The sequence below is a fragment of the Paenibacillus sp. DCT19 genome (assembly GCF_003268635.1).
GTDB lineage: Bacteria > Bacillota > Bacilli > Paenibacillales > Paenibacillaceae > Paenibacillus.
On record NZ_CP029639.1, the window covers coordinates 4,133,506 to 4,158,234 of the forward strand.

At 46.0% G+C, this 24,729-nt stretch carries 16 protein-coding genes, 5 pseudogenes and 1 other annotated feature; of the genes and pseudogenes, 2 read left to right on the forward strand and 19 right to left on the reverse strand.

From position 1 onward, the window contains the following. Positions 1-83: 83 nt before the first annotated feature. From DMB88_RS18700 to DMB88_RS18730, 7 genes and pseudogenes are all read right to left on the reverse strand, one after another. Positions 84-671 (reverse strand): lysophospholipid acyltransferase family protein, encoded by a 588-nt coding sequence (locus DMB88_RS18700; protein WP_128102565.1) that lies wholly within the window; start codon positions 669-671, stop codon positions 84-86. Beyond that, positions 668-1,372, reverse strand: a complete 705-nt coding sequence (gene cmk, locus DMB88_RS18705) for a (d)CMP kinase (protein WP_128102566.1) — start codon at positions 1,370-1,372, stop codon at positions 668-670. The genes DMB88_RS18700 and cmk overlap by 4 nt, the downstream gene beginning before the upstream one ends. A 395-nt stretch (positions 1,373-1,767) precedes the next feature. Then, positions 1,768-2,420 (reverse strand): annotated as a pseudogene (locus tag DMB88_RS18710) (flagellar brake protein). A 155-nt stretch (positions 2,421-2,575) separates the two neighbouring features. Then, complete coding sequence (ypeB, locus tag DMB88_RS18715; protein ID WP_128102567.1) at positions 2,576-3,922, reverse strand: germination protein YpeB; 1,347 nt, start codon at positions 3,920-3,922, stop codon at positions 2,576-2,578. Between the two features lie 397 nt (positions 3,923-4,319). Continuing rightward, positions 4,320-5,015: a glutamic-type intramembrane protease PrsW gene (gene prsW, locus DMB88_RS18720; RefSeq protein ID WP_128102568.1), complete on the reverse strand. Its 696-nt coding sequence runs from the start codon at positions 5,013-5,015 to the stop codon at positions 4,320-4,322. A 44-nt stretch (positions 5,016-5,059) separates the two neighbouring features. Beyond that, positions 5,060-5,674, reverse strand: coding sequence for a genetic competence negative regulator (locus tag DMB88_RS18725; protein WP_128102569.1), 615 nt, complete (start codon positions 5,672-5,674; stop codon positions 5,060-5,062). Between the two features lie 188 nt (positions 5,675-5,862). Further along, positions 5,863-6,216, reverse strand: coding sequence for a hypothetical protein (locus DMB88_RS18730; protein ID WP_128102570.1), 354 nt, complete (start codon positions 6,214-6,216; stop codon positions 5,863-5,865). 95 nt (positions 6,217-6,311) lie between these two features. On the opposite strand from DMB88_RS18730, the gene DMB88_RS18735 reads away from it, so the two are divergent. After that, entirely contained in the window at positions 6,312-7,220 is a 909-nt protein-coding gene (locus tag DMB88_RS18735; protein WP_128102571.1) for a polysaccharide deacetylase family protein, read from the forward strand. A 188-nt stretch (positions 7,221-7,408) separates the two neighbouring features. On the opposite strand, the gene DMB88_RS18740 is transcribed toward DMB88_RS18735, so the two are convergent. Then, a complete protein-coding gene (locus DMB88_RS18740) occupies positions 7,409-7,747 on the reverse strand; it encodes a hypothetical protein (protein WP_128102572.1) in 339 nt (112 codons plus the stop codon). Next, a complete protein-coding gene (locus DMB88_RS18745; protein WP_128102573.1) occupies positions 7,744-8,337 on the reverse strand; it encodes a type II CAAX endopeptidase family protein in 594 nt (197 codons plus the stop codon). The genes DMB88_RS18740 and DMB88_RS18745 overlap by 4 nt, the downstream gene beginning before the upstream one ends. A gap of 344 nt (positions 8,338-8,681) precedes the next feature. Next, positions 8,682-8,913: a binding site (T-box leader), on the forward strand. A 199-nt stretch (positions 8,914-9,112) separates the two neighbouring features. Between DMB88_RS18745 and serA the strand changes: the two genes are divergently transcribed. Beyond that, positions 9,113-10,705, forward strand: coding sequence for a phosphoglycerate dehydrogenase (gene serA / locus DMB88_RS18750; protein ID WP_128102574.1), 1,593 nt, complete (start codon positions 9,113-9,115; stop codon positions 10,703-10,705). 103 nt (positions 10,706-10,808) lie between these two features. Here the strand turns inward: serA and DMB88_RS18755 are convergent. The 10 genes and pseudogenes from DMB88_RS18755 to DMB88_RS18815 form a co-directional block, all read right to left on the reverse strand. After that, positions 10,809-11,624: pseudogene (locus DMB88_RS18755) on the reverse strand (collagen-like protein); the annotation flags it as partial. 29 nt (positions 11,625-11,653) lie between these two features. Then, positions 11,654-12,283 (reverse strand): annotated as a pseudogene (locus DMB88_RS31755) (hypothetical protein); the annotation flags it as partial. Between the two features lie 3,975 nt (positions 12,284-16,258). After that, a pseudogene (locus DMB88_RS31760) lies at positions 16,259-16,690 on the reverse strand (collagen-like repeat preface domain-containing protein); the annotation flags it as partial. A 195-nt stretch (positions 16,691-16,885) separates the two neighbouring features. Further along, positions 16,886-18,279 (reverse strand): annotated as a pseudogene (locus DMB88_RS18785) (ATP-binding protein). A 55-nt stretch (positions 18,280-18,334) separates the two neighbouring features. Next, positions 18,335-19,051 (reverse strand): response regulator transcription factor, encoded by a 717-nt coding sequence (locus DMB88_RS18790; protein WP_017687664.1) that lies wholly within the window; start codon positions 19,049-19,051, stop codon positions 18,335-18,337. Positions 19,052-19,195: 144 nt separating this feature from the next. After that, on the reverse strand, positions 19,196-20,458 hold the full coding sequence (gene ccsA, locus DMB88_RS18795; RefSeq protein WP_128102575.1) for a cytochrome c biogenesis protein CcsA: 1,263 nt from the start codon (positions 20,456-20,458) through the stop codon (positions 19,196-19,198). Beyond that, a complete protein-coding gene (locus DMB88_RS18800) occupies positions 20,403-22,127 on the reverse strand; it encodes a cytochrome c biogenesis protein ResB (RefSeq protein ID WP_128102576.1) in 1,725 nt (574 codons plus the stop codon). The genes ccsA and DMB88_RS18800 overlap by 56 nt, the downstream gene beginning before the upstream one ends. 14 nt (positions 22,128-22,141) lie before the next feature. Next, positions 22,142-22,669: a redoxin domain-containing protein gene (locus DMB88_RS18805; RefSeq protein WP_128102577.1), complete on the reverse strand. Its 528-nt coding sequence runs from the start codon at positions 22,667-22,669 to the stop codon at positions 22,142-22,144. Between the two features lie 203 nt (positions 22,670-22,872). Continuing rightward, positions 22,873-23,622 (reverse strand): pseudouridine synthase, encoded by a 750-nt coding sequence (locus DMB88_RS18810; protein ID WP_128102578.1) that lies wholly within the window; start codon positions 23,620-23,622, stop codon positions 22,873-22,875. Positions 23,623-23,854: 232 nt separating this feature from the next. After that, entirely contained in the window at positions 23,855-24,673 is an 819-nt protein-coding gene (locus DMB88_RS18815) for a S1 family peptidase (protein ID WP_164848734.1), read from the reverse strand. Positions 24,674-24,729 lie beyond the last annotated feature (56 nt).

Below are 24,729 nucleotides of genomic sequence, written 5' to 3' on the forward strand. Positions count from 1 at the left end.
TCAAAACACTTTCAGTACCAGGCGCTTCTATAGCTTCCCACATGTAAAATGGAAACATACACCCAGCAATTCAGGTCATAACCTTATTTACTTGGTACGCCTGTATTCACCATTTCGTTGATTTTGGACATAATTTTCTCAGTTGCTCTTTCGAGTGCATCACCCGATGGATCTTCTTTGAACTCGTCCAAATTCACAGGTGCGCCATACACCACTTTCATCTTACGAAAAAGCTTGTAGTTACCGATAATAGCAGTAGGGATCACAGTAGCACCACTCCGAAGAGCAAAGCTCGCTGCACCTTTTTTACCAATTCCACCATCATTGTGGCGACTTCCCGAAGGAAAAATCCCCAGAACTTCACCATCACGCAAAATATTGAGCGAGGTTTTGATGGATTCCTTGCTTACGCCTCCCCGCTTAACGGGAAAGGCTCCTACAGCCTTAATAATACGGCCGAAGACGGGAATATCGAACAATTCGCTTTTGGCCATGAAACGAACCTGACGACGAATTTTGATTCCCACTGTTGGTGGATCAAAGTTACTAATATGATTGGAACATAAAAGTACGCCGCCTTCTTGCGGGATATTCTCCCGACCAACTGCTTCAAGACGGAAAAGAATGGTGTAAATGATCCGCAGTAAAGTGCTGCAAAATGTGTAAATCATAGACCGATCTCTCCTCTGACCATTGTGCAATAAGATACGATTTTGTCAACCACTTCATGGATGCTCATCTCAGTTGTGTCAAGAACAGTGGCGTCCTCTGCACACCGAAGTGGGGAAATTTCCCTCTCTTCATCCAATTTGTCACGGGTGGCAATGTCTCGCTCCAGTTGCTCCAACGTCAGTCCTTCAGAGGGATCCAGCTCTTTGTAGCGGCGAAGTGCACGCTCTTCCACACTGGCAGTCATGAAGATTTTCACTTCCGCATCGGGCAGTACTGTCGTTCCGATATCGCGTCCATCCATAACGACGCCCTTGCGCAAAGCCATTTGCCGCTGAGTATCCACTAATTGTGTACGCAGCCCCTCGATTTGCGCATATCGTGACACGATTCCCGTTACTTCACGGGAGCGGATTTCCGAGGTTACTTCCTCCCCATTACAGAACACTTTCTGTCCGTCGGGATCCGGTTGTAATTCAATGACCAGCTTCTGGGCTTCCTGAAGCACCTCTGCAACATGCTCCGGTTTAATTTCCTTCCGAATCATGTGAAGAGTTACCGCACGGTACATCGCGCCAGTGTCAACGTAAATGTACGCGAGCGCCTCTGCAACTAAACGAGCCACCGTGCTTTTCCCGGCACCGGCAGGACCGTCAATTGCGACGTTCATTTTCCCGTTCTCTGATGTGTTCTGGCTTGCCAACGGGGCATTCCTCCTCAAACGTTAAGCCTCAATAAAAAAACAGGCATTGCCTGCATCGTGAAAATTATACCACACTATAAAGAGGGATGCAAAAACAGGCAAATCAATGATTTTGTTGCCATGTCGAGATTTGGTTCTGAATCGGCGTTCCTTCCATGTGGTCGATTATCGTCATTTTATTTCTCAAATAAGGGAATTGTAGAAGCAATTGATATATGATCAGCAGTAAACAAAGTACCGCAATCAGTTTGAGAAATCTTTTTTCCATACGCTGAGACCACACGTAATAGAGCCGTTCGAATCTTAGGGAATTCCGGCGGTTATCCATAACACACTCCACTGTTTTTCCATTACATTACCCACGGCAATCCCTATTTATCCAACATTACACATATTTATTTGGTACGGTAATCGAGTTGTCGCTCGAAACAAAATTTAATGATCTTCTGCCGCTCAGAATCCGTGATTTGCACAAACTTCAGCATACAGAGATGTCTGCCTGTCTCTAATTCTTTGATTCGCACGACTTCCGCCTCAAAAGCAACATGTTCAATTGTAGAGTTGCGATAGGGAACGAGTAACCAACAATTCAACTTTTGGCCTTCAACCAGCGAGAAGTTAGGTTCACCGTAGATGGATAATCCCCACCACCAATATCCTCAGTCAGCGCTACTACTCTCGTCAGATCCTCAGCTTGAATGGCTAATTCAAGATTTGCGTGAACACGTAAGAAGCTTCGGCGCTGGATTTTGGAAATTTCATCAGGTAAAGGTTTGCGGATACGCACAAGTCGAACGACATCTTCTTCAAATCCAGTAACATACGTATTAAAATAATGCCGAACGCCATCCTCAGTAATATAATAAATTGATAATTCCTCACCAAAGAAGAGCCTTTTCAATCGACTGCTTCCTTGCTGCATCGGAACTTCAATCAGGAAACTGTTATCTTCTACATCAGCAATACGGGATTTGTATTCTTTGATCGCTTCTTTTTCATCTGCTGAGGCTATTTGAATGAATAAGATTTCATTTACTTTGGGATACACGACTACTCACCGTCACTTTATGTTTTGTCTTCATATGTACAAGGACCATTATACCATGACCTTTATCATAGTGAATAACAAAATAAAAGAACAGACCCCTTAGGATCTGTTCTTTCTTTTGGTTCCAAGATTTGATTCATTCTAACTTCAATCTGCTATGAAGTAGCATTCACCGGTTTAATTTCCTCAACAGCTTCCTCTGTGCCTGTGTCCGCATTAATATAGATTCGATATCTGGTTCCGTTGATCCGTCCACCGAATTCGTAACATAGCACTTCCTTACTGAATTCATTCTCAATCAATGATTTACGGGCATAATTTTCTTCAAAATCAGGATTCAATTTCTTCCGTGCTTGTTCAGCTGTAAGGCGTGCCTTGGGAATGTTGCGTTGATCTTTATGTTCGTTGACAAAGTCACTTGCTTGAAAGCCTGTTACTTCGCCTGTGTCCAGACCAGCACGAACTGAAATTTTCTCAGGATAAATCAAGGTATCCCCTTGTTTACGTACATAGGTCAAGTTAGCCAAATTCCCATACTCATCGTAATTGACAGCTTTCATGTCTTTATAGCCTTTATCAGCCAAAAAATGTTCCGCTTTAGTCATAACCTCTTTACGTGAAACCTTTTTTGTTCCAATCGGACGTGTGTCGCTATACGAGATTAGCAATCCACCATTGCGCGTAAAATCCATCATGAGTTTACTGTCATTAGCCTGTGCGACAGACGCAGTAAATGATTCCCAATCTGTGCCTTTACCATTTTCTTGCACTTGGATGTTACTGGCTGATTTATTGGAGAACTTGGCAGCTTTATGCTGAATCTGCTCTTTGGTCATCGGAATTCCATCAAGCTTCTTCACTGTTCGTTTGGTATACATACTAGAAACTGACGGTCCCCAGTCCAATTCAGGGTATTGTTGAACCTTTTGGTTCACGGATCTGAATCCATCCACAATTGTATTATCATTAACTTTACCCTGAGCGGCCATAGCCGTTTCTGCATCCATCCAGCGCAGGCGATCCGATAGAACCTTTTGCTGCACATCTTTCAGATTCTTCGTGAGCTCAGATGAATTCTGGTACAACTGCTTCAGATTGCCCAGTTCCTTTTCACTCAATGGTTCATTCGTTAGATCTCGCATCGACGCCTTATACGCAAAGTTAGAGATTCGCGAAAGAAAATCATCGGTTTCATGGAAAGGTAGCATCGTCAAAGGCAGCTGACTAATCTCATTTTGAGCCTCACTCGTAAGTCGCCATACGTTCATCAGACCTTTACGATGCATTCCGAGTGAGCTTGTGTGAACAGCTAGTGTGTTACCAATTTCGGAATGCAACTTATCCATATGGAAAGATAGATCGTGAAATGCACGTTGGTATTGATTTTCCGCTTTAATTAAAATCGCATTTTTCTCTTGATTTTCTTGGTAACCCCAAACGAGAGCACCGATCAACAGGACTGCGACGATCGGAAACATGACTGAACTTAAACGTTTATACATCGGAAGTCTCCTTTCTTCTGAACCACTATCTATATTGTGGATCGAAGAAAGACCTCTTATGCATCGAATTTCCAGTACAGTAATATAACTGAGAGAACATACTTACTTAATTCAGTTGCACCAATGAAGCTCTGCCCTCTTCTTCTATCTCGAATTGATCCCGATTGTCACACAAACATTGCTTAAAACCCGTTTCAATTCGACCTCTTTCCTTCTTTCCCCTTAACGTAAAACGCTCTCCACACTGCTTGCATCTAATTTTAATTTTGATCCGCATCGTAAGCTCAATCCCCGTTTCTGTTAGTTTCCCCCGGAGATTTCTGTCTTCAAAACAAAAAAACACACCGGAGGCATTGTGCGCAGCTTGCGCTTCATGTCCACCAGTGTGTCCGTATTTCTATAATTTAATCTCTTCCTCTCGCTTCACAAAACGAAATGGAGAACGATTATTGGCTCGTGTAATTTTGCCGATTGCACCATACCACAATCCCGCCATAAGTGGAGCAATAAACCATAACCAGTGATTAACCATTGTATTCATAATCACATCGTAGAGCGCATGCCAGAAAAAAGGTAAGATCAAGGATAACATTAGATACCAACGCTTTTTCTTACCATCGGTAAACTTAGCTCGACCCATGTAATATCCCATGATCACTGCGAACATCGCATGACCGGAAACTGGGAGCAGTGCACGGAGAAACATCGCTGAGACTGAGGCATTCCCCGCAAAGGCATACAACACATTCTCAACCGTTGCAAATCCGAGCGATACCGCTACTGAATACAATATCCCATCATAAGGTTCATCAAACTCGGTGTGGTTATAAATGATGTGATAAATCACAAACCATTTGATAAATTCTTCGACACCACCAGAGATCAGGATGGATTCAAGATAAGGATTGTCTCCGAGCCAGATCATCATCCCACGTTGAATGATCATGATAGGCAACACCATCAGCACACCCATCACAAACACTCTTAGTACCATGTGAAGTGGCTCAGAGTCGTAACGGTCTTTCAGATAAAAATATGTTAACAAGGCGAGACCCGGAGCTACTGCTGCCGCTAATACCGAGAACAAAAGCACCGAAAATTCCCTCCTCTGACTAAGACGCGATTACAATGATGAACTTAATCTTGACGTTTGAAATGTGTGCAGATAACTTCAATGGCTTGTTCAGGAATGATCACTTTCCCGTACTCTTCCATCACTGCCGGTGTTACGGATGATCCCTCACCAAATTCAGCAAGCAATGCAATCAATGCAGCATGTTTGGTTGAATCAACATCATCGGGCTCCAAGTGCAGGAACCATTTGTCTTTATATGAATACAGTGTTCCGGCATTAGTAACATGTTGACGCAGCATATGCGCTGCTTCAATGAGCACCTCGAAATCTTTGAAGGCGTAAACGATCGTATCGCTCTGTTCAAGCGTAACTTCCATCTCATATACTTCCTCAGGAAGATCATCCTCGTTGCCTGAGCCATATTGTTGCGGATCATATTTCCCACGGGTAACAATGACAACCATGCCTTGAGCGGGAAGTGCGAATACTTCGACAGCAAGTGGACCAGTGGCATCAAATCCAAGTTCGGAATAAGCCTGATCCATCATTTCAGTGAACAGTTCATGAACTTTAGGTATTTCCTGCCACATATCTTCTTTTTGTATTCCGCGCTCGCTCAGATCGTCAAAGGTCAGGAAAATCCGTATCTTATCGTGACTTAATCGTTCTATTTTCATACAGGATCTCCCCTTTATAAGCAAGTCTTATAACAGATTATGAAGCACAAAACAATATGTGCTGAAAATAAATCTATGTAGTTATGTTATCATTTTATACCTGTAAATGCACGAAGTAAAATCGACAAAAAAAAGAATCAACCCACAGCAAATATAGTCTGCGGTTGATTCTAAACAGAAGTTTTGGTTTATAAACCCGGTACAGTTGTGTGTGTTTGACTCAAAATCTGCTCAACTTCGCTTTTAACTTCTGGATTTGAACGAATAAAATCCTTAAGCATGCTCATATTTTCTTCTTTTTCTTGAGGTGTAACCACTCTTGCTTCTTTCTTCAACGAACTCTTATGGTTGTCGCTATGTGCATTAGGTTTAACACTGAATCCGTCCATGCCCGGAAATGTCATTTCCATCATTTTATGCTTAGCCTGATCCATCATGTTACGTGACGAACCAGAAGACAGCATGGGTACTTTGCCTCTGGCAATCCATGAGCTAGCAGCAACGCCAACGACGAGTCCCCAGAAAAAGGATGAACCCTTCATTCCACCAACCTCCTCTAAATGTTAAAATCATAACTATTGTTTGCTGGATGACAGCATCTCATTCCGCATAAATACAGGAAAGTGAGTTGTTACTGATGTTTAGACGAACTGCGACATGCTTAATCGCCATCTGCTTGCTTCTGACAGCTTGTGGCAACGAAACAGAAACTGTTCTTCAAAATGCAAATAATACGCCTAGTCCATCTGTTAATCCGACCAATAACTCCATTGAAACCGAGAATACTGATCAAGTTAACAATACTGATAAGCCTGCGCCATCGGTGCCTTCTTCTTCGGAAAGTTCCGGTGAAGAAGATTCCGATACTATGCAGAATGCCGAAATCGAATCAATACAAGAAGAGATCCCAAAAATGTATCATATGAATGAAAATTATTTTATTAAGCCCAATGACGAATCAGTAGAGAAAAAGGTGGTCTTGTTGACATTTGACGATGGCCCCAAAGAAGAAGGCATGATTAATCAATTAATCGACACACTGGATAAACATAATGCAAAAGCAATTTTCTTCGTTAATGGTTATCGAGTCAAAAACAATCCTGATCTACTTAAACTCATCCATGAACGAGGTCAAATTATAGGTAATCATGCATGGGATCATGAAGATCTGAAAAAAATGTCCAATGCTGATGCAGCGAAACAGGTAGAAGACGTTCAAGACATCGTTAAAGATACGATTGGTGTAACACCTCAATTTTTCCGTCCGCCCTTCGGGTCTGGAAATGATGCTCTCAAAGCAGTTGTCGATAAAAATGAGATGCTGTACATGACCTGGTCTAACGGATCGCTGGATTGGGATAAAAGCACCAAGGATCAACCGGATAAAGTGATCCAAAATGTGTTAGATCAACTGAACCCTGGAAGCAACATATTAATGCATGAGTTGCCTTGGACTGCCGAAGCTTTAGATGGGCTACTCATTAAACTTAAAGAAAAAGGCTACTCCTTCGTAGATCCTCGCTCGATTGAACTGAAAATTCGATAAAATAATACAAAAAAACAGCCTAATTAACGCTAGGCTGTTTTCTTTTCTTTTATTCATATGAGGATAAAGCGACTACCCCAGCCAAGGTAAGAACGTATGCAGAGGTGGCGCTCCTTTTACTCCCCACCACACTAAACTAGCCGTGAGAAGGACGAATAAAAAAATAAGCGAATTTACAAAACGTTTGCTTAGTCGCAAACGGCGAGAAGGATGAAGCTCTGTACGTGTAGGAAGTGAACCTGCTTCCGATACGCTTTCTTCTCCATTCTGCTTCTGTGATGCTTTGGAACGTGCTGGAGCACGGCTTGGAAGTACCGGACTCTCCAGTGATGCTGACAAGGGTTTGCGTTTGGATCTAGGTAAAGAGATCGCGGTAATCGGTGCTGCTCCCCCTGATCAACAGTTACAGCCGCCTCAACAAAAATGTTCAATTCTGGCGTCAGAATAGGCTCGGATTTCTCTTTTTGCTCCAAGTTTCGATGACGCTGACTTCCGTATGTTTTCATTCTACTCAATTGCTGGTTCATGATCCCCTCCGAAAACGTATCGCTAATCCGGACACCAAATCAATTAAAAAGTGACATAGTATAGGCGCCCACAATGTGCCGGATTGCAAGTATATCCAACCCAAACCATAGCTCGAAACAAACACCCACCCTGTTGGAATCCAATGCCGTAAGTAACGTATGTGGATCACTGCAAATAAAATACTTGTCCAGTACGGACCGATTACATGCTGTATAGCTCCACGGAATAACAGTTCTTCACATATCGCTACAACAGCTGCAATACATACAATGTGCCAAATGGGTCGATTTCTGAACAGCATATCATTAATACCGCCATCATCCATGCTTTCCTGAGGAATGACATAGGACAAAATCAGATCCATTACAAGCATGGCCCCTGCAAGACCAAGTCCCCACCAGATAAAATGAAGAGTATCAGGTAATGCAAGCACTTCGAACAAATTTCTCTTCTGTAATAAAATCCACACAACTCCAATAATTAAAGTCAAACCTTGTGTAAAGTATAAATTGATCAGAAGTAAGCGCTCGGTAAGCTGTTGGGGTTCAGCCTTCTGAATCTTGAACTTGGGAAACTTTGGTTTTTTCATTGACTGTGTCTATCCTCTTAACATAAATTTGATGGATAAAAAACGGCGATCCAATAGGATCGTACACTAAATGATAGCCAAAAAAACAAATTGGTTCAAGACCTGCCCCAAGTCCCGGTTTAGGAACCCCCTAGACTGATATAAGCACAAAAACGAATTTTGAAAACTTATTTCGTAAAACAGTTAGTAAACACACTGAATTTCTGCTGTAAATCGCCATATTTATAAAAGATAGTTCGGATTCTCCTGATTAAGCAAACTGTTTCGATACTTTCAAAGTAAAACATTTTAGCCTATTGACACGGTCATGTTAGCCATGATACATTATGAAAAAATTAGTCACGTTAAACACGATGATGGAAAAAAGATGTTGCTTCGTCTTTCAGAGAGCCGATGGTTGGTGAGAATCGGTGGCTGGCAAATGATCTTGAGCGTTCCTGAGTTATTGCATTGAAAAGTAGAGTAGGTGCAATCGGTTTAGAGCCGTTATCCTCTTCGGTCTTCATTGACCGCTAAGACTGTCGTTGCGAAACGGCGGTGAATTAGGGTGGTACCACGACAACTCTCGTCCCTTATTGCGCAAGCAGTATGTGGATTGAGAGTTTTTTGATTATTTTGGGAATATTGACGTGGAAATCACCCTATTGTTACATCCTCTCCCTTTGTTGCGACACCGCGTTGTTGGAGGGAAGGATTCAAATGGTTTTAAGGAATTCCTCTACGATGAGGAGCAGCCTTGACGATAAAGATACACATACCTAAGGAGGAAGAAACCATGTACAAAGTGTTAGTGTCGGATCCGATTAGTGATCTGGGGATTCAGCAATTGGTGGAAGCAAATGATGTAGTTGTTGAAAAGAAAACCGGTCTTAGTGAAGATGAGCTTGTTGCCATTATTGGGGAATATGATGCCCTACTCGTTCGAAGCCAGACACGTGTTACCGATCGTATTATGACTGCTGGTACCAACCTTAAAGTAATTGGCCGTGCGGGCGTGGGTGTAGATAACATTGATCTGGAAGCTGCTACACAACGCGGTATTATTGTAATTAATGCACCTGACGGTAATACAATTACGACATGTGAGCATACCTTTGCAATGATGATGGCGCTCGCACGTCATATTCCTCAAGCTTATGCCAAAACAATTCAAGGTACATGGGATCGCAAAACTTTCTTAGGTGTGGAATTACGGAATAAAACTTTGGGTGTCCTTGGTATGGGCCGGATCGGTAGTGAGGTAGCCAAGCGTGCAAAAGCATTCGGTATGGATATTCTTGCTTATGATCCATTCCTTACACAAGAGCGTGCAGAGAAGCTGCAAGTTAAGCTAGCAAGCGTTGATGATATCATTCGCAATGCAGACTTTATGACCGTACACACGCCGTTAACACCTGAGACTCGTCATATGATTTCGCGCCCTCAATTTGAAGTCATGAAAAAAGGTATGCGCATTGTAAACTGTGCCCGCGGTGGGGTTGTTGATGAGATGGCACTCGTGGAAGCTATTGATGAAGGTATCGTTGCCGGTGCAGCCTTTGACGTGTTCGAAAGCGAACCACCAGCAGCAGATCATCCTTTCCTCAATCATCCTAGCATCATCGTTACACCACATTTAGGTGCATCCACAGTAGAGGCACAAGAAAATGTTGCGATTGATGTATCGGAACAAGTGCTTCATATTTTGCGTAATGAGCCGTTCAAAAATGCAGTGAACATGCCTGCGGTAGCTCCTACGGTTATGAACAAATTGCAGCCTTACTTTAAACTGGGCGAAACATTGGGTAGTTTTGCAGCTCAAATTACTCAAAATGCCGTTCAAGAAATCCGAATCGATTATGCGGGTGATCTGTCTGAGGTCGATACTTCACCATTAACTCGTTATATTGTCAAAGGCATCCTTGCTAGACATCTGGGCGGAGAAGCGAATATCGTTAACTCCATGCATTTGGCTAAAACAAGAGATCTGAACGTTGTAGTTAGCCAAACGTCTACGACAAAAGGATTCACCAACTTGATCACCGTTACTCTGGTGACAACACAAGAAGCTGAGGAACGCCGCGTTGCAGGTACGCTCCTTGCAGGTTACGGTGAGCGGATCGTGCGTCTGGATAAATTCCCAGTAGATATCGCTCCAGAAAGTCATCAAATCCTCATTTCCCACAACGATAAACCGGGAATTATCGGACGTGTGGGAACCTTGCTTGGTCAAAACGACGTTAATATCGCATCCATGCAAGTAGGACGTAAAATTATCGGTGGTGCAGCCATCATGATCCTTACTGTTGATAAAGAAGTTCCAAAAGATGTACTTGTTCAACTCACGGCTCTGCCAGAATTAAATACAGCGGTTGAGATTGTTCTGTAAGTTCGGGATCATAATCAATCGGATTGAAAAGAGACGAACCTTCGCAGGTTCGCCTCTTTTTTTCATTTTAAAATTGCCTGCAACTATTACACAGTTACAAAAATTAGCTTAAGCGAATAATATTCAGCGTAGCACCTGGTGGTGACAGAACCGCTGTTGCAGCAAGCCCGAATAGTTGAAGCTGAATTGTTGATCCGGCTGCAACTGTAACTATAAAGTCAGTTCCTAGCTGGCTCAGAGAGAGTAATGGGGAAATTATACTAGCTGGAATGGCAGTCCCGTTGAGTACTATACGTGTCTGAACAGCAAGGGCAGCCGTGAGATTAATTTTGTAACTGATATAATAGCGGCCTGCTGTGGCTAGTGTAAACGTCTCATTTCCACCGCTGACTGTTATCCCTGTTCCTATATTTTGATTAGAAGGAAGAGGTACTGCTGTCCCACCCAAGAGAACAAGAATCGTTCCATTGGTGTTCTCGGCATACGCTGATGTTTCAGTGACTGAAGTACCTGTCACACCTGTGATTCCTGTTGCGCCAGTCGCCCCAGTAGTTCCTACACCAGTGGCACCCGTTACACCTACACCTGTTGCTCCGGTCACACCCGTGGATCCTGTGGCTCCCGTTACACCTACACCTGTTGCTCCAGTCGCACCCGTGGATCCTGTGGCTCCCGTTACGCCTACACCCGTTACGCCCGTCACACCCGCAGTTCCTGTGGCTCCAGTTATGCCTACACCTGTCGCTCCGGTCACACCCGTGGATCCTGCGGATCCTGTAGCCCCCGTTATGCCTACGCCGGTCGCACCCGTTAATCCGGTTTCTCCTGTTGCACCTGTTACCCCGAAACCAGTTACTCCTGTCACGCCTGTTGACCCTGTTGCTCCCGTTATTCCCACACCGGTTGCGCCGGTCACACCCGTGGATCCTGTAGCCCCGTTACACCTACACCAGTCGCTCCGGTCACACCTGCGGATCCTGTAGCCCCCGTTACACCTACACCTGTCGCTCCGGTCACACCTGCGGATCCTGTGGCTCCGGTTATTCCTACACCTGTTGCTCCGGTCACGCCTGTCGACCCTGTTGCTCCCGTTATCCCCACACCGGTTGCGCCGGTCACGCCCGTGGATCCTGTGGCTCCGGTTATTCCTACACCAGTTGCACCAGTCACACCTGTCGATCCTGTTTCACCTGTTACACCTACGCCCGTTGCTCCAGTGACACCCGTTGCCCCTGTTGTTCCCGTTATGCCTACGCCGGTCACTCCGGTCACACCCGTTGCACCTACGGCTGCCAACAACGTGTAATCCGGTGACGTGCCTGGTGTGCCCGTTGGCGACGCTACATTCGCAACGTACGTGCTGCCATTAAACGTAACGACCTGACCCGCCGGATATGTCGGTGCTACCGCTGGGTCGAATGCTACAATTCCAGTCAACCCTGCACCTGTGGCTCCAGTGAAACCTGTCGACCCTGTAGTTCCCGTTATGCCCACGCCTGTGGCTCCGGTTCCTCCTGTTGATCCTGTTACGCCTACGCCTGTCGCGCCCGTTAAACCTGTTGCACCCGTCACTCCAATTCCAGTCGATCCTGTGGCTCCAGCTACGCCTGTTACCCCAGTGGCTCCCGCACTTGCTAACAACGTGTAATCCGGTGACGTGCCCGGCGTGCCCGTTGGCGATGCCACATTCGCAACATACGTGCTGCCATTAAACGTAACGACCTGACCCGCTGGATATGTCGGTGCCACCGCTGGGTCAAATGCCACAATGCCCGTTAAACCTGCACCTGTGGCTCCAGTGAAACCTGTCGCCCCTGTAGTTCCCGTTATGCCCACGCCTGTGGCTCCGGTTCCTCCTGTTGATCCTGTTACGCCTACGCCTGTCGCGCCCGTTAAACCTGTTGCACCCGTCACTCCAATTCCAGTCGATCCTGTGGCTCCAGCTACGCCTGTTACCCCAGTGGCTCCCGCACTTGCTAACAACGTGTAATCCGGTGACGTGCCCGGCGTGCCCGTTGGCGATGCCACATTCGCAACATACGTGCTGCCATTAAACGTAACGACCTGACCGGCTGGATACGTCGGTGCTACCGCTGGGTCGAATGCCACAATGCCCGTCAAGCCTGCACCTGTCGCTCCTGTTAAACCAGTCGCACCCGTCACGCCTACTCCAGTTGCTCCTGTAATTCCAGCTACACCTGTTACCCCAGTAGCTCCTGCACTCGCCAACAACGTGTAATCTGGCGATGTGCCCGGTGTTCCCGTTGGTGAAGCTACGTTTGTAACATACGTACTACCGTTAAACGTAACGACCTGACCCGCTGGATATGTTGGTGCCACCGCTGGGTCAAATGCCACAATGCCCGTCAACCCTGCGCCTGTCGCGCCCGTTAAACCAGTCGCGCCCGTCACTCCAATTCCAGTCGATCCTGTGGCTCCAGCTACGCCTGTTACCCCAGTGGCTCCCGCACTCGCTAACAACGTGTAGTCTGGCGATGTGCCCGGCGTGCCCGTTGGCGATGCCACATTCGCAACATACGTGCTGCCATTAAACGTAACGACCTGACCGGCTGGATACGTCGGTGCTACCGCTGGGTCGAATGCCACTATGCCCGTCAAACCTGCACCTGTGGCTCCAGTGAAACCTGTCGCCCCTGTAGTTCCCGTTATGCCCACGCCTGTGGCTCCGGTTCCTCCTGTTGATCCTGTTACGCCTACGCCTGTCGCTCCCGTTAAACCTGTTGCGCCCGTTGTACCAACGCCAGTTGCTCCTGTCACTCCAGCTACACCTGTTACCCCAGTAGCCCCTGCACTTGCCAATAAGGTATAGTCCGGTGACGTGCCCGGTGTGCCCGTTGGAGATGCCACATTCGCAACATACGTGCTGCCATTAAACGTAACGACCTGACCCGCTGGATATGTCGGTGCCACCGCTGGGTCAAATGCCACAATGCCCGTTAAGCCTGCACCTGTCGCGCCGGTTGCACCTGTTACGCTTACTCCCGTTGCTCCTGTCACTCCAGCTACACCTGTTACCCCAGTAGCCCCTGCACTTGCCAATAAGGTATAGTCCGGTGACGTGCCCGGTGTGCCCGTTGGAGATGCCACATTCGCAACGTACGTACTCCCATTAAACGTAACAACTTGACCCGCTGGATACGTTGGTGCCACGGCTGGGTCGAATGCTACTATGCCCGTCAAACCTGTGCCTGTCGCTCCTGTTAAACCAGTTGCGCCCGTTGTACCAACGCCAGTTGTTCCTGTGATTCCAGTTACCCCAGTAGCCCCTGCACTCGCCAATAAGGTGTAGTCCGGTGACGTGCCCGGTGTGCCCGTTGGTGAAGCCACGTTTGCAACGTACGTACTTCCGTTAAATGTAACGACCTGACCCGCTGGATACGTCGGTGCCACCGCTGGGTCGAATGCCACAATGCCCGTCAGACCTGCACCAGTCGCTCCTGTTAAACCAGTTGCACCCGTTGTACCAACGCCAGTTGCTCCTGTGATTCCAGTTATCCCAGTAGCTCCTGCACTTGCCAATAAGGTATAGTCCGCTGACGTGCCCGGTGTTCCGGTTGGGGATGCCACATTTGCAACGTACGTACTTCCGTTAAACGTAACAACCTGACCTGCTGGATACGTCGGTGCTACCGCTGGGTCGAATGCCACAATGCCCGTCAAGCCTGCACCTGTGGCCCCAGTGAAACCTGTCGCCCCTGTAGTTCCCGTTATGCCCACGCCTGTGGCTCCGGTTCCTCCTGTTGATCCTGTTACGCCTACGCCTGTCGCTCCCGTTAAACCTGTTGCGCCCGTTGTACCAACGCCAGTTGCTCCTGTCACTCCAGCTACACCTGTTAACCCAGTAGCCCCTGCACTCGCCAACAACGTGTAATCTGGCGATGTGCCCGGTGTGCCCGTTGGCGACGCTACGTTTGTAACATACGTACTTCCGTTAAATGTAACCACTTGACCCGCTGGATACGTTGGTGCCACCGCCGGATCAAACGGCAAAATCCCACTCAGTCCTACGCCGGTTGCTCCCGTGCCACCTGTTGCCCCTGTCGCACCTGAACCTGTGGCGCCAGTCGACCCTGTAACACCCGTTACACCTGCACTCGCTAACAACGTGTAATCCGGTGACGTTCCTGGTGTGCCCGTTGGTGAAGCCACGTTTGCAACGTACGTACTTCCGTTAAATGTAACCACTTGACCCGCTGGATACGTTGGTGCCACCGCTGGATCAAACGGCAAAATCCCACTTAGTCCTACGCCCGTTGCTCCCGTGCCACCTGTTGCCCCTGTCGTACCTGAACCTGTGGCGCCAGTCGACCCCGTTACCCCTGTTACACCTGCACTTGCTAACAACGTGTAATCTGGCGATGTGCTCGGTGTTCCCGTTGGTGAAGCCACGTTTGTAACATACGTACTTCCGTTAAATGTAACCACTTGACCCGCTGGATACGTTGGTGCCACCGCCGGATCAAACGGCAAAATCCCACTTAGTCCTACGCCCGTTGCTCCCGTGCCACCTGTTGCCCCTGTCGCACCTGAACCTGTGGCGCCAGTCGACCCTGTAACACCCGTTACACCTGCACTCGCTAACAACGTGTAGTCCGGTGACGTGCCCGGTGTTCCCGTTGGCGATGCTACGTTTGTAACATACGTACTTCCGTTAAATGTAACCACTTGACTCGCTGGATACGTTGGTGCCACCGCTGGGTCAAACGGCAAAATCCCACTTAGTCCTACGCCTGTAGTTCCTGTCACACCCGTTGCACCAGTAGGACCTGAACCGGCTAATAACGTATAATCTGGCGATGTGTCTGGTGTTCCTGTAGGCGAAGCTACATTTGTAATATACGTACTACCGTTATATGTCACTATCTGACCAGCCGGATACGTCGGCGCCTGAGCTGGATCAAAGGCAAGTGCACCATCAAGCCCTATACCCGTTGCTCCAGTTGCACCTGTTGTTCCTGCACCTGCAAGCAAAGTGTAGTCTGAAGATGTCCCTGGTGTGCCCAATGGATCTGCTACACTTGATATATAGGTACTGCCATTAAACGTGACCACTTGACCTGCCGCATACGAAGGAGCAGATGCTGGATCAAAGGGAACCGAACCAGACAGCCCAACCCCCGTCGCACCTGTTGCGCCTGTTGTTCCAGCCAACAGCAACAAGGTATAGTCTGGCGAACTGCCTGGAACTCCACTCGGGCCATTTACTCCAACAACGTAAATACTCCCATTAAAACTAACGACTTGACCTTGGGCATACGATGGAGCGAGTGCCGGATCAAAAACGGTGATATTGTTAAAACCAGTCCCCGGAGCGCCTGCCGGTCCCGGTGGCCCTTGAATTCCTTGAACTCCCTGTGGTCCGATTGGACCGGCAGGTCCAGCTACTCCCGCAGGTCCATTATTTCCTGGAGGCCCAGCTGGTCCAGGTACGCCTGGAACACCCGGCACTCCCGGTACACCTGGTGCTCCCTGAGGCCCAGCTGGCCCTGTAATTCCTGATGAGCCAAATGTTGTTGTTGCTCTGCTAAGTGACACGGATATGGAGCGAATCAATATTACCAGTTTATCTTTTTCTGCCGGAGCGATTTCCAACAGTAAAGTTACACTTAACAAGTCATCTAGCAGATTTTGTAGATTCCCTGCCAGATTGATCAAAGCAACCGGAACCACTTCCGAACCAGCAATACTTAACTCTAACACCGCTTGAAGTTCCGCCTTTACTCCAGCACGGAATCCTGAGTCATTGACAAAGGCAAGCAAATTCTTCAATCCAGTTTGTAATGTACTTATATTCGATGCCGTAGGTTGACTAATAGCCGCTGGAATACTGATAGCAAGGGTTCGCAAGATCGCTTCAAACTGTTCCCTTTCACTTTCGGTGATTGGTATGAATGGAGAACCTGCTCTAAATGATCTGCCTTCCAAAAATGCTTTAATATTTACTCTTTTGCGTCGATCGGACATGCGTATTTCACTCCTCCTTCAAATGATCTTGTTTTTCAAGCATATGAGCTTGTGGAAGGAAAATTATCTTGGACACATGTTTTGCTCAATAAATTGACATCATTTGTTCCACGTTGAACAAGATTAAACGGTAGACTTCAACAAAAAAACACCCTCCACAGGAGGATGTCTTCGCACTTTTTGTATAAAATAAATCTATTTCGGAGAATCAACAGGAAACTGCATCATAAATTCGGTTCCTTCGCCAAGAATGCTATTCACCTGTATCGTTCCATGATGAGCATCTACAATGTTTTTCACAATAGCAAGTCCCAGACCCGTGCCTACACTTTCCCACGAACACGAGCTTTATCGGCTTTGTAGAACCGTTCAAAAATGAATGGTAAATCCGATGTTGGGATGCCTACTCCCTCGTCCTTGATCGAGATTTTGGCTGCAGGAATTCGACTATCTGTTACAAGCTTTGCCGTGATTATAACGTTTCTATTCGTAGGGGTATGTCGAAAGGCATTGTCTAATAGATTGGTGAAGACCTGCTCAAGTCGATCCTCATCTGCGTGATGCAGCTTGATGGATGATTGTGCACAGTCCAGGTGCAGCGTGATCCCTTGTTCTTTGGAACGTACCGAGAATTTGCGATAAACTCGTTCAAGTACTTCCACCAGATCCACTTCTCTCATCGCCATATCTGTATGACCTGCTTCCATTCTTGCCAGATCCAATAGGTCTTTAACCAATCTTCCCATACGAAGAGACTCGTCATGAATAACCTGAATCAATTCTTCGCTCTCTTCTGGAGATGCTGCCATACCATCCAAAAGCGCTTCACTGTAGCCCTGCATCATAGATAAAGGCGTACGTATTTCATGAGACACATTCGCAACAAAGTCCCGACGCATCTTCTCCAGGCGGACTTCCTCTGTCACGTCACGAAGGACAGCAACAGCTCCTCGTATCACGCTATCCGCATATAGCGGCGTCATCTGAACAGACCAAACTCCTTGTTGAACGTGAACGTTGGAACTTTGATCTCCGCCTCGCTCCATAACGAGCTTGAACAGAGGAATGAGCGGTTCTGGTACATCCCGAGAAGCACTTGCTCGTTCAGATGTATCATCCGTATCCGCTTGTGACCAATCTAGGTCGCACCAAACCTGCATAATCTTCTCGCCTGGAGGATTGGTTAGAATTACTTTACCTTCACCATCAAACGTAACTACTGCATCTGTCATGCTTCGGAGCACACTAGCTAGATGCTCTTTTTCATGATTCAGATTCCGGATATTATCTTCCAACTGTGCAGCCATATGGTTGAAGGTGTTTGCCAATTCACCAATTTCATCACTTGTCACGAGTGATAGACGGGTATCATAATTTCCTTTTCGGATGGAGTTAGCTGCTTGGATTAATTGCTGCATTGGCTGAGTGATTTTAGTAAAGAGAAATAACGCAAAGAATGTCGTCAGACTGAAGCCGATAATACAGACATACGTAAATAATCTCTTGATATCCCTCGACTCAGATTCAGCAAAATTGGTATCAATGTAAGGCAGCAAAAAAAGCCCCAGCGCTATGAGTACACAGCCCACAAGGAAAATAATCGTAATCCATAACTTGCCAACGAGCGATCTCCAGAACGCAAAACTATTTCGGTACTTCCAGTTTATAGCCCACACCCCAAACTGTCGTAATCATCGCCGCCGATTCAGGCGAAACCTTGTTTAATTTTTCACGAAGACGCTTAACATGAGTATCTACAGTACGGAGATCACCGAAAAATTCATAATTCCAAACATCTTTGAGAAGCTCTTCTCTGGAAAAAACCTTATCTGGAGAAGTAGCCAAATAATGCAACAGCTCATATTCTTTTGGCGTAAGACTAATCTCTTCGCCGCCTGCTGTTACCCGATGAGCATCATGTTCAATAACCAAGTGTGGGAATACGATGTTGTTGCTTGAGTTACTCTCTTTGGATAAGTACGCTGTTGCAGATGAACGACGTAATATCGCCTTAACTCGGTATATCACTTCGCGTGGACTAAATGGCTTGACCACATAATCATCAGCTCCAACTTCAAAGCCCTGAACCCGATTAATTTCCTCACCTTTTGCTGTCAGCATCAATACAGGAGTGGATTTAACCTGACGTAGTCGCGTGCATACTTCAACGCCATCCATTCCTGGCAGCATGACATCCAGCAGGATCAGTCCATAATCTCCTGCTGTAGCCTTCCGAAGAGCGGTCTCTCCGTCCTCTGCCTCATCAATTTCGTAGCCTTCTTTTTCAAGATACATTTTCAAAAGTCTGCGGATTCGTTCTTCATCATCCACAACGAGAATTCGATTCTCATGCTCTGCCATTCCAACTCCAGCCCCTTTGCAATAACTGCTCGTCACTTCTATTATGTTCGATCTGGCGAACAATATTTGAATGCCCACTTTTACCGTGAGGGCTCACACCTGTGTTTCATGGGTTTCTCTCCAGAACGTTATGAAACAACCGCCTTAATCTGCCCCAGCATAAGAGTGCAGCCCTGCGATGATCAGATTGACACCAACCAATGTAAACATCACAACCAAGAAGCCTAACACTGCTAACCAAGCAGATTTCCGTCCCTGCCATCCTCGAGATAAACGTAAATGTAAGTATACACTATAATAAAGCCACGTTATTAATGCCCAGACTTCCTTCGGATCCCAGCCCCAGAAACGACTCCAAGCAATCTGAGCCCATATCATAGCAAATATCAACGCGCCCAACGTAAAAATCGGAAAACCAATGGCAATAGCTCGATAACTAATCTCATCCAGATCATCAGCATCAATACCATCTAGTGCGGGTTGCAGGACTTGTCCAAGTGGTCTTCTTACAATTAAACGAATAATGCCATAAAGGATCAAACCAACAATGACAGACCAAACTACGGTGTTCAGCTTACGTCCAGCATTTACCCCGTTCATCCAAGATGGTGTCTCAAGTAACGGTTCTTTCATGCCAAGAAACGGTTTTATGCTCTCTACCTCACTCTGATACGGTGCAAAAATAGGAGGCATGCGATAAATCACTTTCTCTATTGTACTATTTCCCTGTACCTCTGTGTCAATGCTAGCTGTTTCTTTGACGAACACCGCTTCATACCCAGACGCACGAAAAGCAAATACGGTACCGATAAATCCAATGACAACCACAATCGTGATCAGTGTGAATTCGACCCATCCACGCTGACGTCTAGAGGATTTATCCTTGCCACTAAAATCAACGGTACGTAGCAGATACATAAACCCTGCCGCAAAGCCCACTGCAAAGAAGGCTTCACCTAGTGCTGCCAAGGTGACATGAATTTTCAACCAAATGGATTGTAGCGCAGGAATAAGTGGTTGTACTTCCTGTGGAAATACGGCTGCATACGCCATAATAATAATGGTAAGTGGTAACGCGAAAAGTCCAATCAATGTCTTACGATAAATGGCATAGACCACGATGAAAGCCACCATAATCATCATCGATAAAAAGCTCATGAATTCATACATATTGCTTACAGGAATGTGTCCTGCACCTGCCCACCGGGTGAAGAAAAAGATAAGATGCGCTGCAAGGGCTATCGTTGAGGCAATAAAGGCTCTCTTGCCCCATTTTTCAACATGAGCCTGAGGATCACGATTACTCCACTTTTTGCCCATAACCGCCACACCATATAACATAAACGCTGCACTATAGAGAAAAAAAGATACAATAAATGCGTCGCTGCTGAAATCCAATAAACTCATGCTTGGTTCCCCCGTTATCCAACGACTTCTCATCTACTTCCACATTCATCTGTTTTAGCACAGTTGCAACCTCGCGCCTAAAGCCAAACCAATTTTTGTTGGTATGACCTCCAAGCGTAAGATGACCATCATCAATACGAATCCATATACGGCGGTGATGCCAGTAGAAGCCCATAATCAGACCCAACATGACAATTCCAGCCCCTACCCAGACAAAAGGCATCGCCTTATCAATTCGGATATTGAGATAACTTACCGATTGAATGATGTCTACTTTATCCATGCTATCCACTTCTAGCTGAAAAGGGATTGGATCGCCAGAGAGCTGTTTGTTGATCGCATCTTGTTGAAAACGCTCTTTGTCAATCTGCTTGGCAAAATATAAATACTGAATGCCCCCTTCAGGCAACTCTGGGCCGGTAATCAAGAATAAGAAGGCCGGCGCATTGGGTGAGGGCGACTTTGAAGTGGGTTTACCTTGCGCATCCAAAGCAAAGTCCATAAATTTATTTTTGACCTCTAACGTGTATGGACCAACTTGGAAGCTTGGCTGTGTATCCACCATATCAATCTGCAGTTCCCCAATTTTCTCACCTGTCTGAGCATTAACCAAGTCAGGAGTCACCGATCGAATGGTCGGGGTTAGATCGTAATCAAACTGATATGCCTTCAGCCCGTTATAGTTCAGTGGATGATTCACTCGCACATCATGTCTTGCAACCTCAGCCAACTGAGGTTTTTTGGTTAAGTCCGAACAATCAGCAGTACATTCATACAGTACAACTTTGGTCTCAAAGAGCTTCGGAACCATCCGGTTCAAATTACGAAATTGTTCCGTTATCTCTTCCTCACTGTAGAACTCTACATTAAATTGTTCATTCTTCAGATACATAGATGTATTCGGAATCTTCTTAATCTCGCCTTCAGGAAACGCCACATGTTCATCCAGATTCAGTCCCGGTAAGCCCCGAGCAAGCACAGCTAGTAAAAATATGATAAGTCCAATGTGGATGACATAAGGCCCCCACCGGCTGAATCGCTGTTTCTCAGCAAGTAATGCATCACCTTCGGTATGTACGCGGTACCCCTTCTTTTTGAGCGGCGTAACCGCTTTCTTAATCCAATCTGCAGAATCACCCTCAATTGTACCTTGGTAGACCAGACGTTGCCGGGTAAGAAACTGCATATGCTTTCGGATTTTCTGCTTATTCAGCGCTTTGTAAAGTGGGAGTACTCGGTCGAGGCTGCATATGACTAGTGAGGCACCGATCAACACAAGTAAAAGTATAAACCACCAGGATTCGTATGTATGGGATAAGCCCAGTAGATAATAGATATGACCTAATTGCCCATACGTCTCTTTGTAGTACACGGAAGGGTCAATATTTAGAAACGTACTTTCTTGAGGATAGATTGTCCCAAGTATAGATCCAAGTAGCGTAAGCACAATCATGTACACAGCAATTTTTACAGATGAGAAAAAGTTCCATATTTTATCAATGATATTAGGATTGCTGCGCTGTGAACGTCGAGCCATTCCATCGTAACGCATTTCAAGCACTTCATCCGATTTGGCCTCAGCTTCAAGCAGCGGCTTACCACAGGCTTCACACAGCACTGTGCCTACTGGATTTTGGTGTCCACACTCACATTTTGTGTTTTGAAACACGACTAGACCTCCGTTCAGGGCTGTTTAGCCAGTTGTGAAATTTGAGCGTCAAGTGTGCCTAAATCTAGTTGACCAATGTGAATGGTAGAAATTTTGCCCGTATTTGACACGAAGAATGTAGTCGGCATCGGAGATATTCCATAGTCTCGAACTGAATTTTTATCACGATCGAGCATTATCGGGAATGTCACACCAACCTGCTTTACAAAATGCTCTACGGTCATCTGATCTTCCCCTACATTGATACCTATAAATTGAACACCCTGATCTTTCCACTTGTCAGCTTGTGCTTGAAGAGCAGGCATCTCCTTCACACAAGGCTCACACCAAGTGCCCCAGAAATTGATGACTAGTGCCTTACCCTTGTATTCCTCAGACGTATGCACTTGACCATCCAAGCCCAGCAGTTCAAAAGAAGGTGCTTGATCTCCTTCTTTTGGCTTGCCATTTGAGCCGGATACGGATGTACTAATCGCATAACCGCCCAACACCAGGATCAAAAACAAAATGACGATCTGCACCGGTCTTCTTGATTTCCCCATGTACGGCTCTCCTTTTTAAGGTGACTATATAAATTGAACTAAAGAATGCTCACACATGTGCCACTCGTGTAAATGTTTAGTCCAATTTATATAGATTATTCGCAATCGTAACTGTTCCAGATATCTGTGAACATCCTATGAACAATTATAGCGAATTCCGTCACAAAATTGCGGCAGTTTTATGAAAATTATGTGTCCTTACATTACCTTTTTTTCATTTTTCTGGCTGGTTCCGATTTTGCAAGCTGAATAAGGTTATTGACTTCTTCTTTAGATAGATTGCGAGTCAGTCCTCGTTTCAGGTTTTGTAGCAAAATCCCACCAAATGCAATACGTTTCAAGCGAGTTACCGGATGGTTAATCGCTTCAAACATCCGTCTAACCTGACGATTGCGTCCTTCGTAAATGGTGATGGAAATAACAGCTTCATTGCTCGCAGTGTCTACATCCTTGTATTCAACCTCAGCTGGAGCAGTCATACCGTCGTCTAGCATAATCCCTGTCTTTAGTTTCTCTAGAGCTGATCCATGCGGGACGCCTTTGACTGTTGCCAAATACGTTTTGGGTACATGGTGCTTAGGATGCGTCAGCAAATGTGCAAACTCGCCGTCATTGGTAAGAATCAATAAACCTTCCGTATCATAGTCCAGTCTTCCTACTGGATACACACGTTCTTTGACCCCTTTAAGGTAATCGGAAACAATTTTCCGTCCCTCTGGGTCAGATGCACTTGTAATAACACCTTTTGGTTTGTTCATAAGCAAGTACACTTTTTTCTCACTGCGGATTGGCTTCCCGTTTACCGTAATGATATCCTCTTCAGGGTTCGCTTTCGTGCCGAGTTCGGTCACGACCTCCCCATTGACTTCTACCTTGCCAGACTGGATCAATTCCTCGCTTTTGCGACGGGATGCAATGCCAGCTTGAGCAATAATTTTTTGTAATCTTTCCATGTTTGTCATGTCACCTCACACTAATGATACCCATCAAGGAGGGAAATCACAAGGATAATCCAAGGAAAATGTAAACAGAGGCTTGATTTAGCTGTTTGGAGTACTAATCAAATCACTTTTAACTCAAAAAAACTCACCCTTCCTATCTCTGTTTCCAGAAAAAGAAGGATGAGCCGCGTGCAACTATAGGCATTAGTCCGATCTACTTTTAGAACTCATAAGTACAATTAAATTAATTGGATACTTTGCCTGCAACAACAACTGGCTTTCTCGCATGTGTTGCACTGCCTTTAATAAAGTCTTGCAGAGTTTGTGATGTAATGAAGTACGTTCTTGATCCGTAGACAAAAGTCATCATGCCAATGACTTGATTGTTTTGATCCAATACAGGCCCACCAGAGTTACCTTGTGCCATAGATTTTACAATACTGCCAATACCTTTTCGACCTGGTACATCGGTAGCATCAGGGCTCGAAACCCGACTTTTGGCAATTGTATTGTATGTAGCAGGGAATTCTTCATCAAGGATAACTAAATCCCCGTCTGGGTTTTTGGGAAAACCGATCGTATAGACCAGTTGATTATCCCTCGCATTTGCAAATGTCACCGGCTGTGCATTTATTTCTTCGTCCAGCTTCAGCAGCGCCATATCCGTTACCGGATCTGTCTTCACAATTTTGGCTTTGATCGGACGCTTTAGCTCGCCTGGACTGGCAACGGTTAATGTTCCCTCATCCCCCTTCGCAAGCTCCGCATATTCCTGAACGACATGATAATTCGTAAGCACTTCATCCTTGGATATCAGAATGGAAGTCCCCACATCATAATAAACCACATCTGGTTCATCCTGCTTGACTAAGCGAACGTTAACGACTGGAAAGGAATCTGCGGTAACCGCAAACTTGTCTCGTAACTGTTTATCGAAGTATCCAGTAAAATGTATCGTGTTAACTGCCTGAGCATCGGCCATACCCATTTGTCCAGTTAGCAAACCTACCGCCATCACGCCTGACAACGCGAACTGAAGTACCTTTTTCCATCTTTTATGCATGTGCGACTCTCCTCCCGCTATCCATTCTAGCATATCTAGTATATCGGAAGAAGAAA

Excerpts from the sequence above, each read along its gene's own strand:
- DMB88_RS18700 (WP_128102565.1), bottom strand. The coding sequence starts at position 671 with ATGATTTACACATTTTGCAGCACTTTACTGCGGATCATTTACACCATT.
- ypeB (WP_128102567.1), bottom strand. The coding sequence starts at position 3,922 with ATGTATAAACGTTTAAGTTCAGTCATGTTTCCGATCGTCGCAGTCCTG.
- DMB88_RS18725 (WP_128102569.1), bottom strand. The coding sequence starts at position 5,674 with ATGAAAATAGAACGATTAAGTCACGATAAGATACGGATTTTCCTGACC.
- DMB88_RS18730 (WP_128102570.1), bottom strand. The coding sequence starts at position 6,216 with ATGAAGGGTTCATCCTTTTTCTGGGGACTCGTCGTTGGCGTTGCTGCT.
- DMB88_RS18735 (WP_128102571.1), top strand. The coding sequence starts at position 6,312 with ATGTTTAGACGAACTGCGACATGCTTAATCGCCATCTGCTTGCTTCTG.
- DMB88_RS18740 (WP_128102572.1), bottom strand. The coding sequence starts at position 7,747 with ATGAACCAGCAATTGAGTAGAATGAAAACATACGGAAGTCAGCGTCAT.
- DMB88_RS18745 (WP_128102573.1), bottom strand. The coding sequence starts at position 8,337 with ATGAAAAAACCAAAGTTTCCCAAGTTCAAGATTCAGAAGGCTGAACCC.
- serA (WP_128102574.1), top strand. The coding sequence starts at position 9,113 with ATGTACAAAGTGTTAGTGTCGGATCCGATTAGTGATCTGGGGATTCAG.
- DMB88_RS18790 (WP_017687664.1), bottom strand. The coding sequence starts at position 19,051 with ATGGCAGAGCATGAGAATCGAATTCTCGTTGTGGATGATGAAGAACGA.
- ccsA (WP_128102575.1), bottom strand. The coding sequence starts at position 20,458 with ATGAGTTTATTGGATTTCAGCAGCGACGCATTTATTGTATCTTTTTTT.
- DMB88_RS18805 (WP_128102577.1), bottom strand. The coding sequence starts at position 22,669 with ATGGGGAAATCAAGAAGACCGGTGCAGATCGTCATTTTGTTTTTGATC.
- DMB88_RS18810 (WP_128102578.1), bottom strand. The coding sequence starts at position 23,622 with ATGGAAAGATTACAAAAAATTATTGCTCAAGCTGGCATTGCATCCCGT.
- DMB88_RS18815 (WP_164848734.1), bottom strand. The coding sequence starts at position 24,673 with ATGCATAAAAGATGGAAAAAGGTACTTCAGTTCGCGTTGTCAGGCGTG.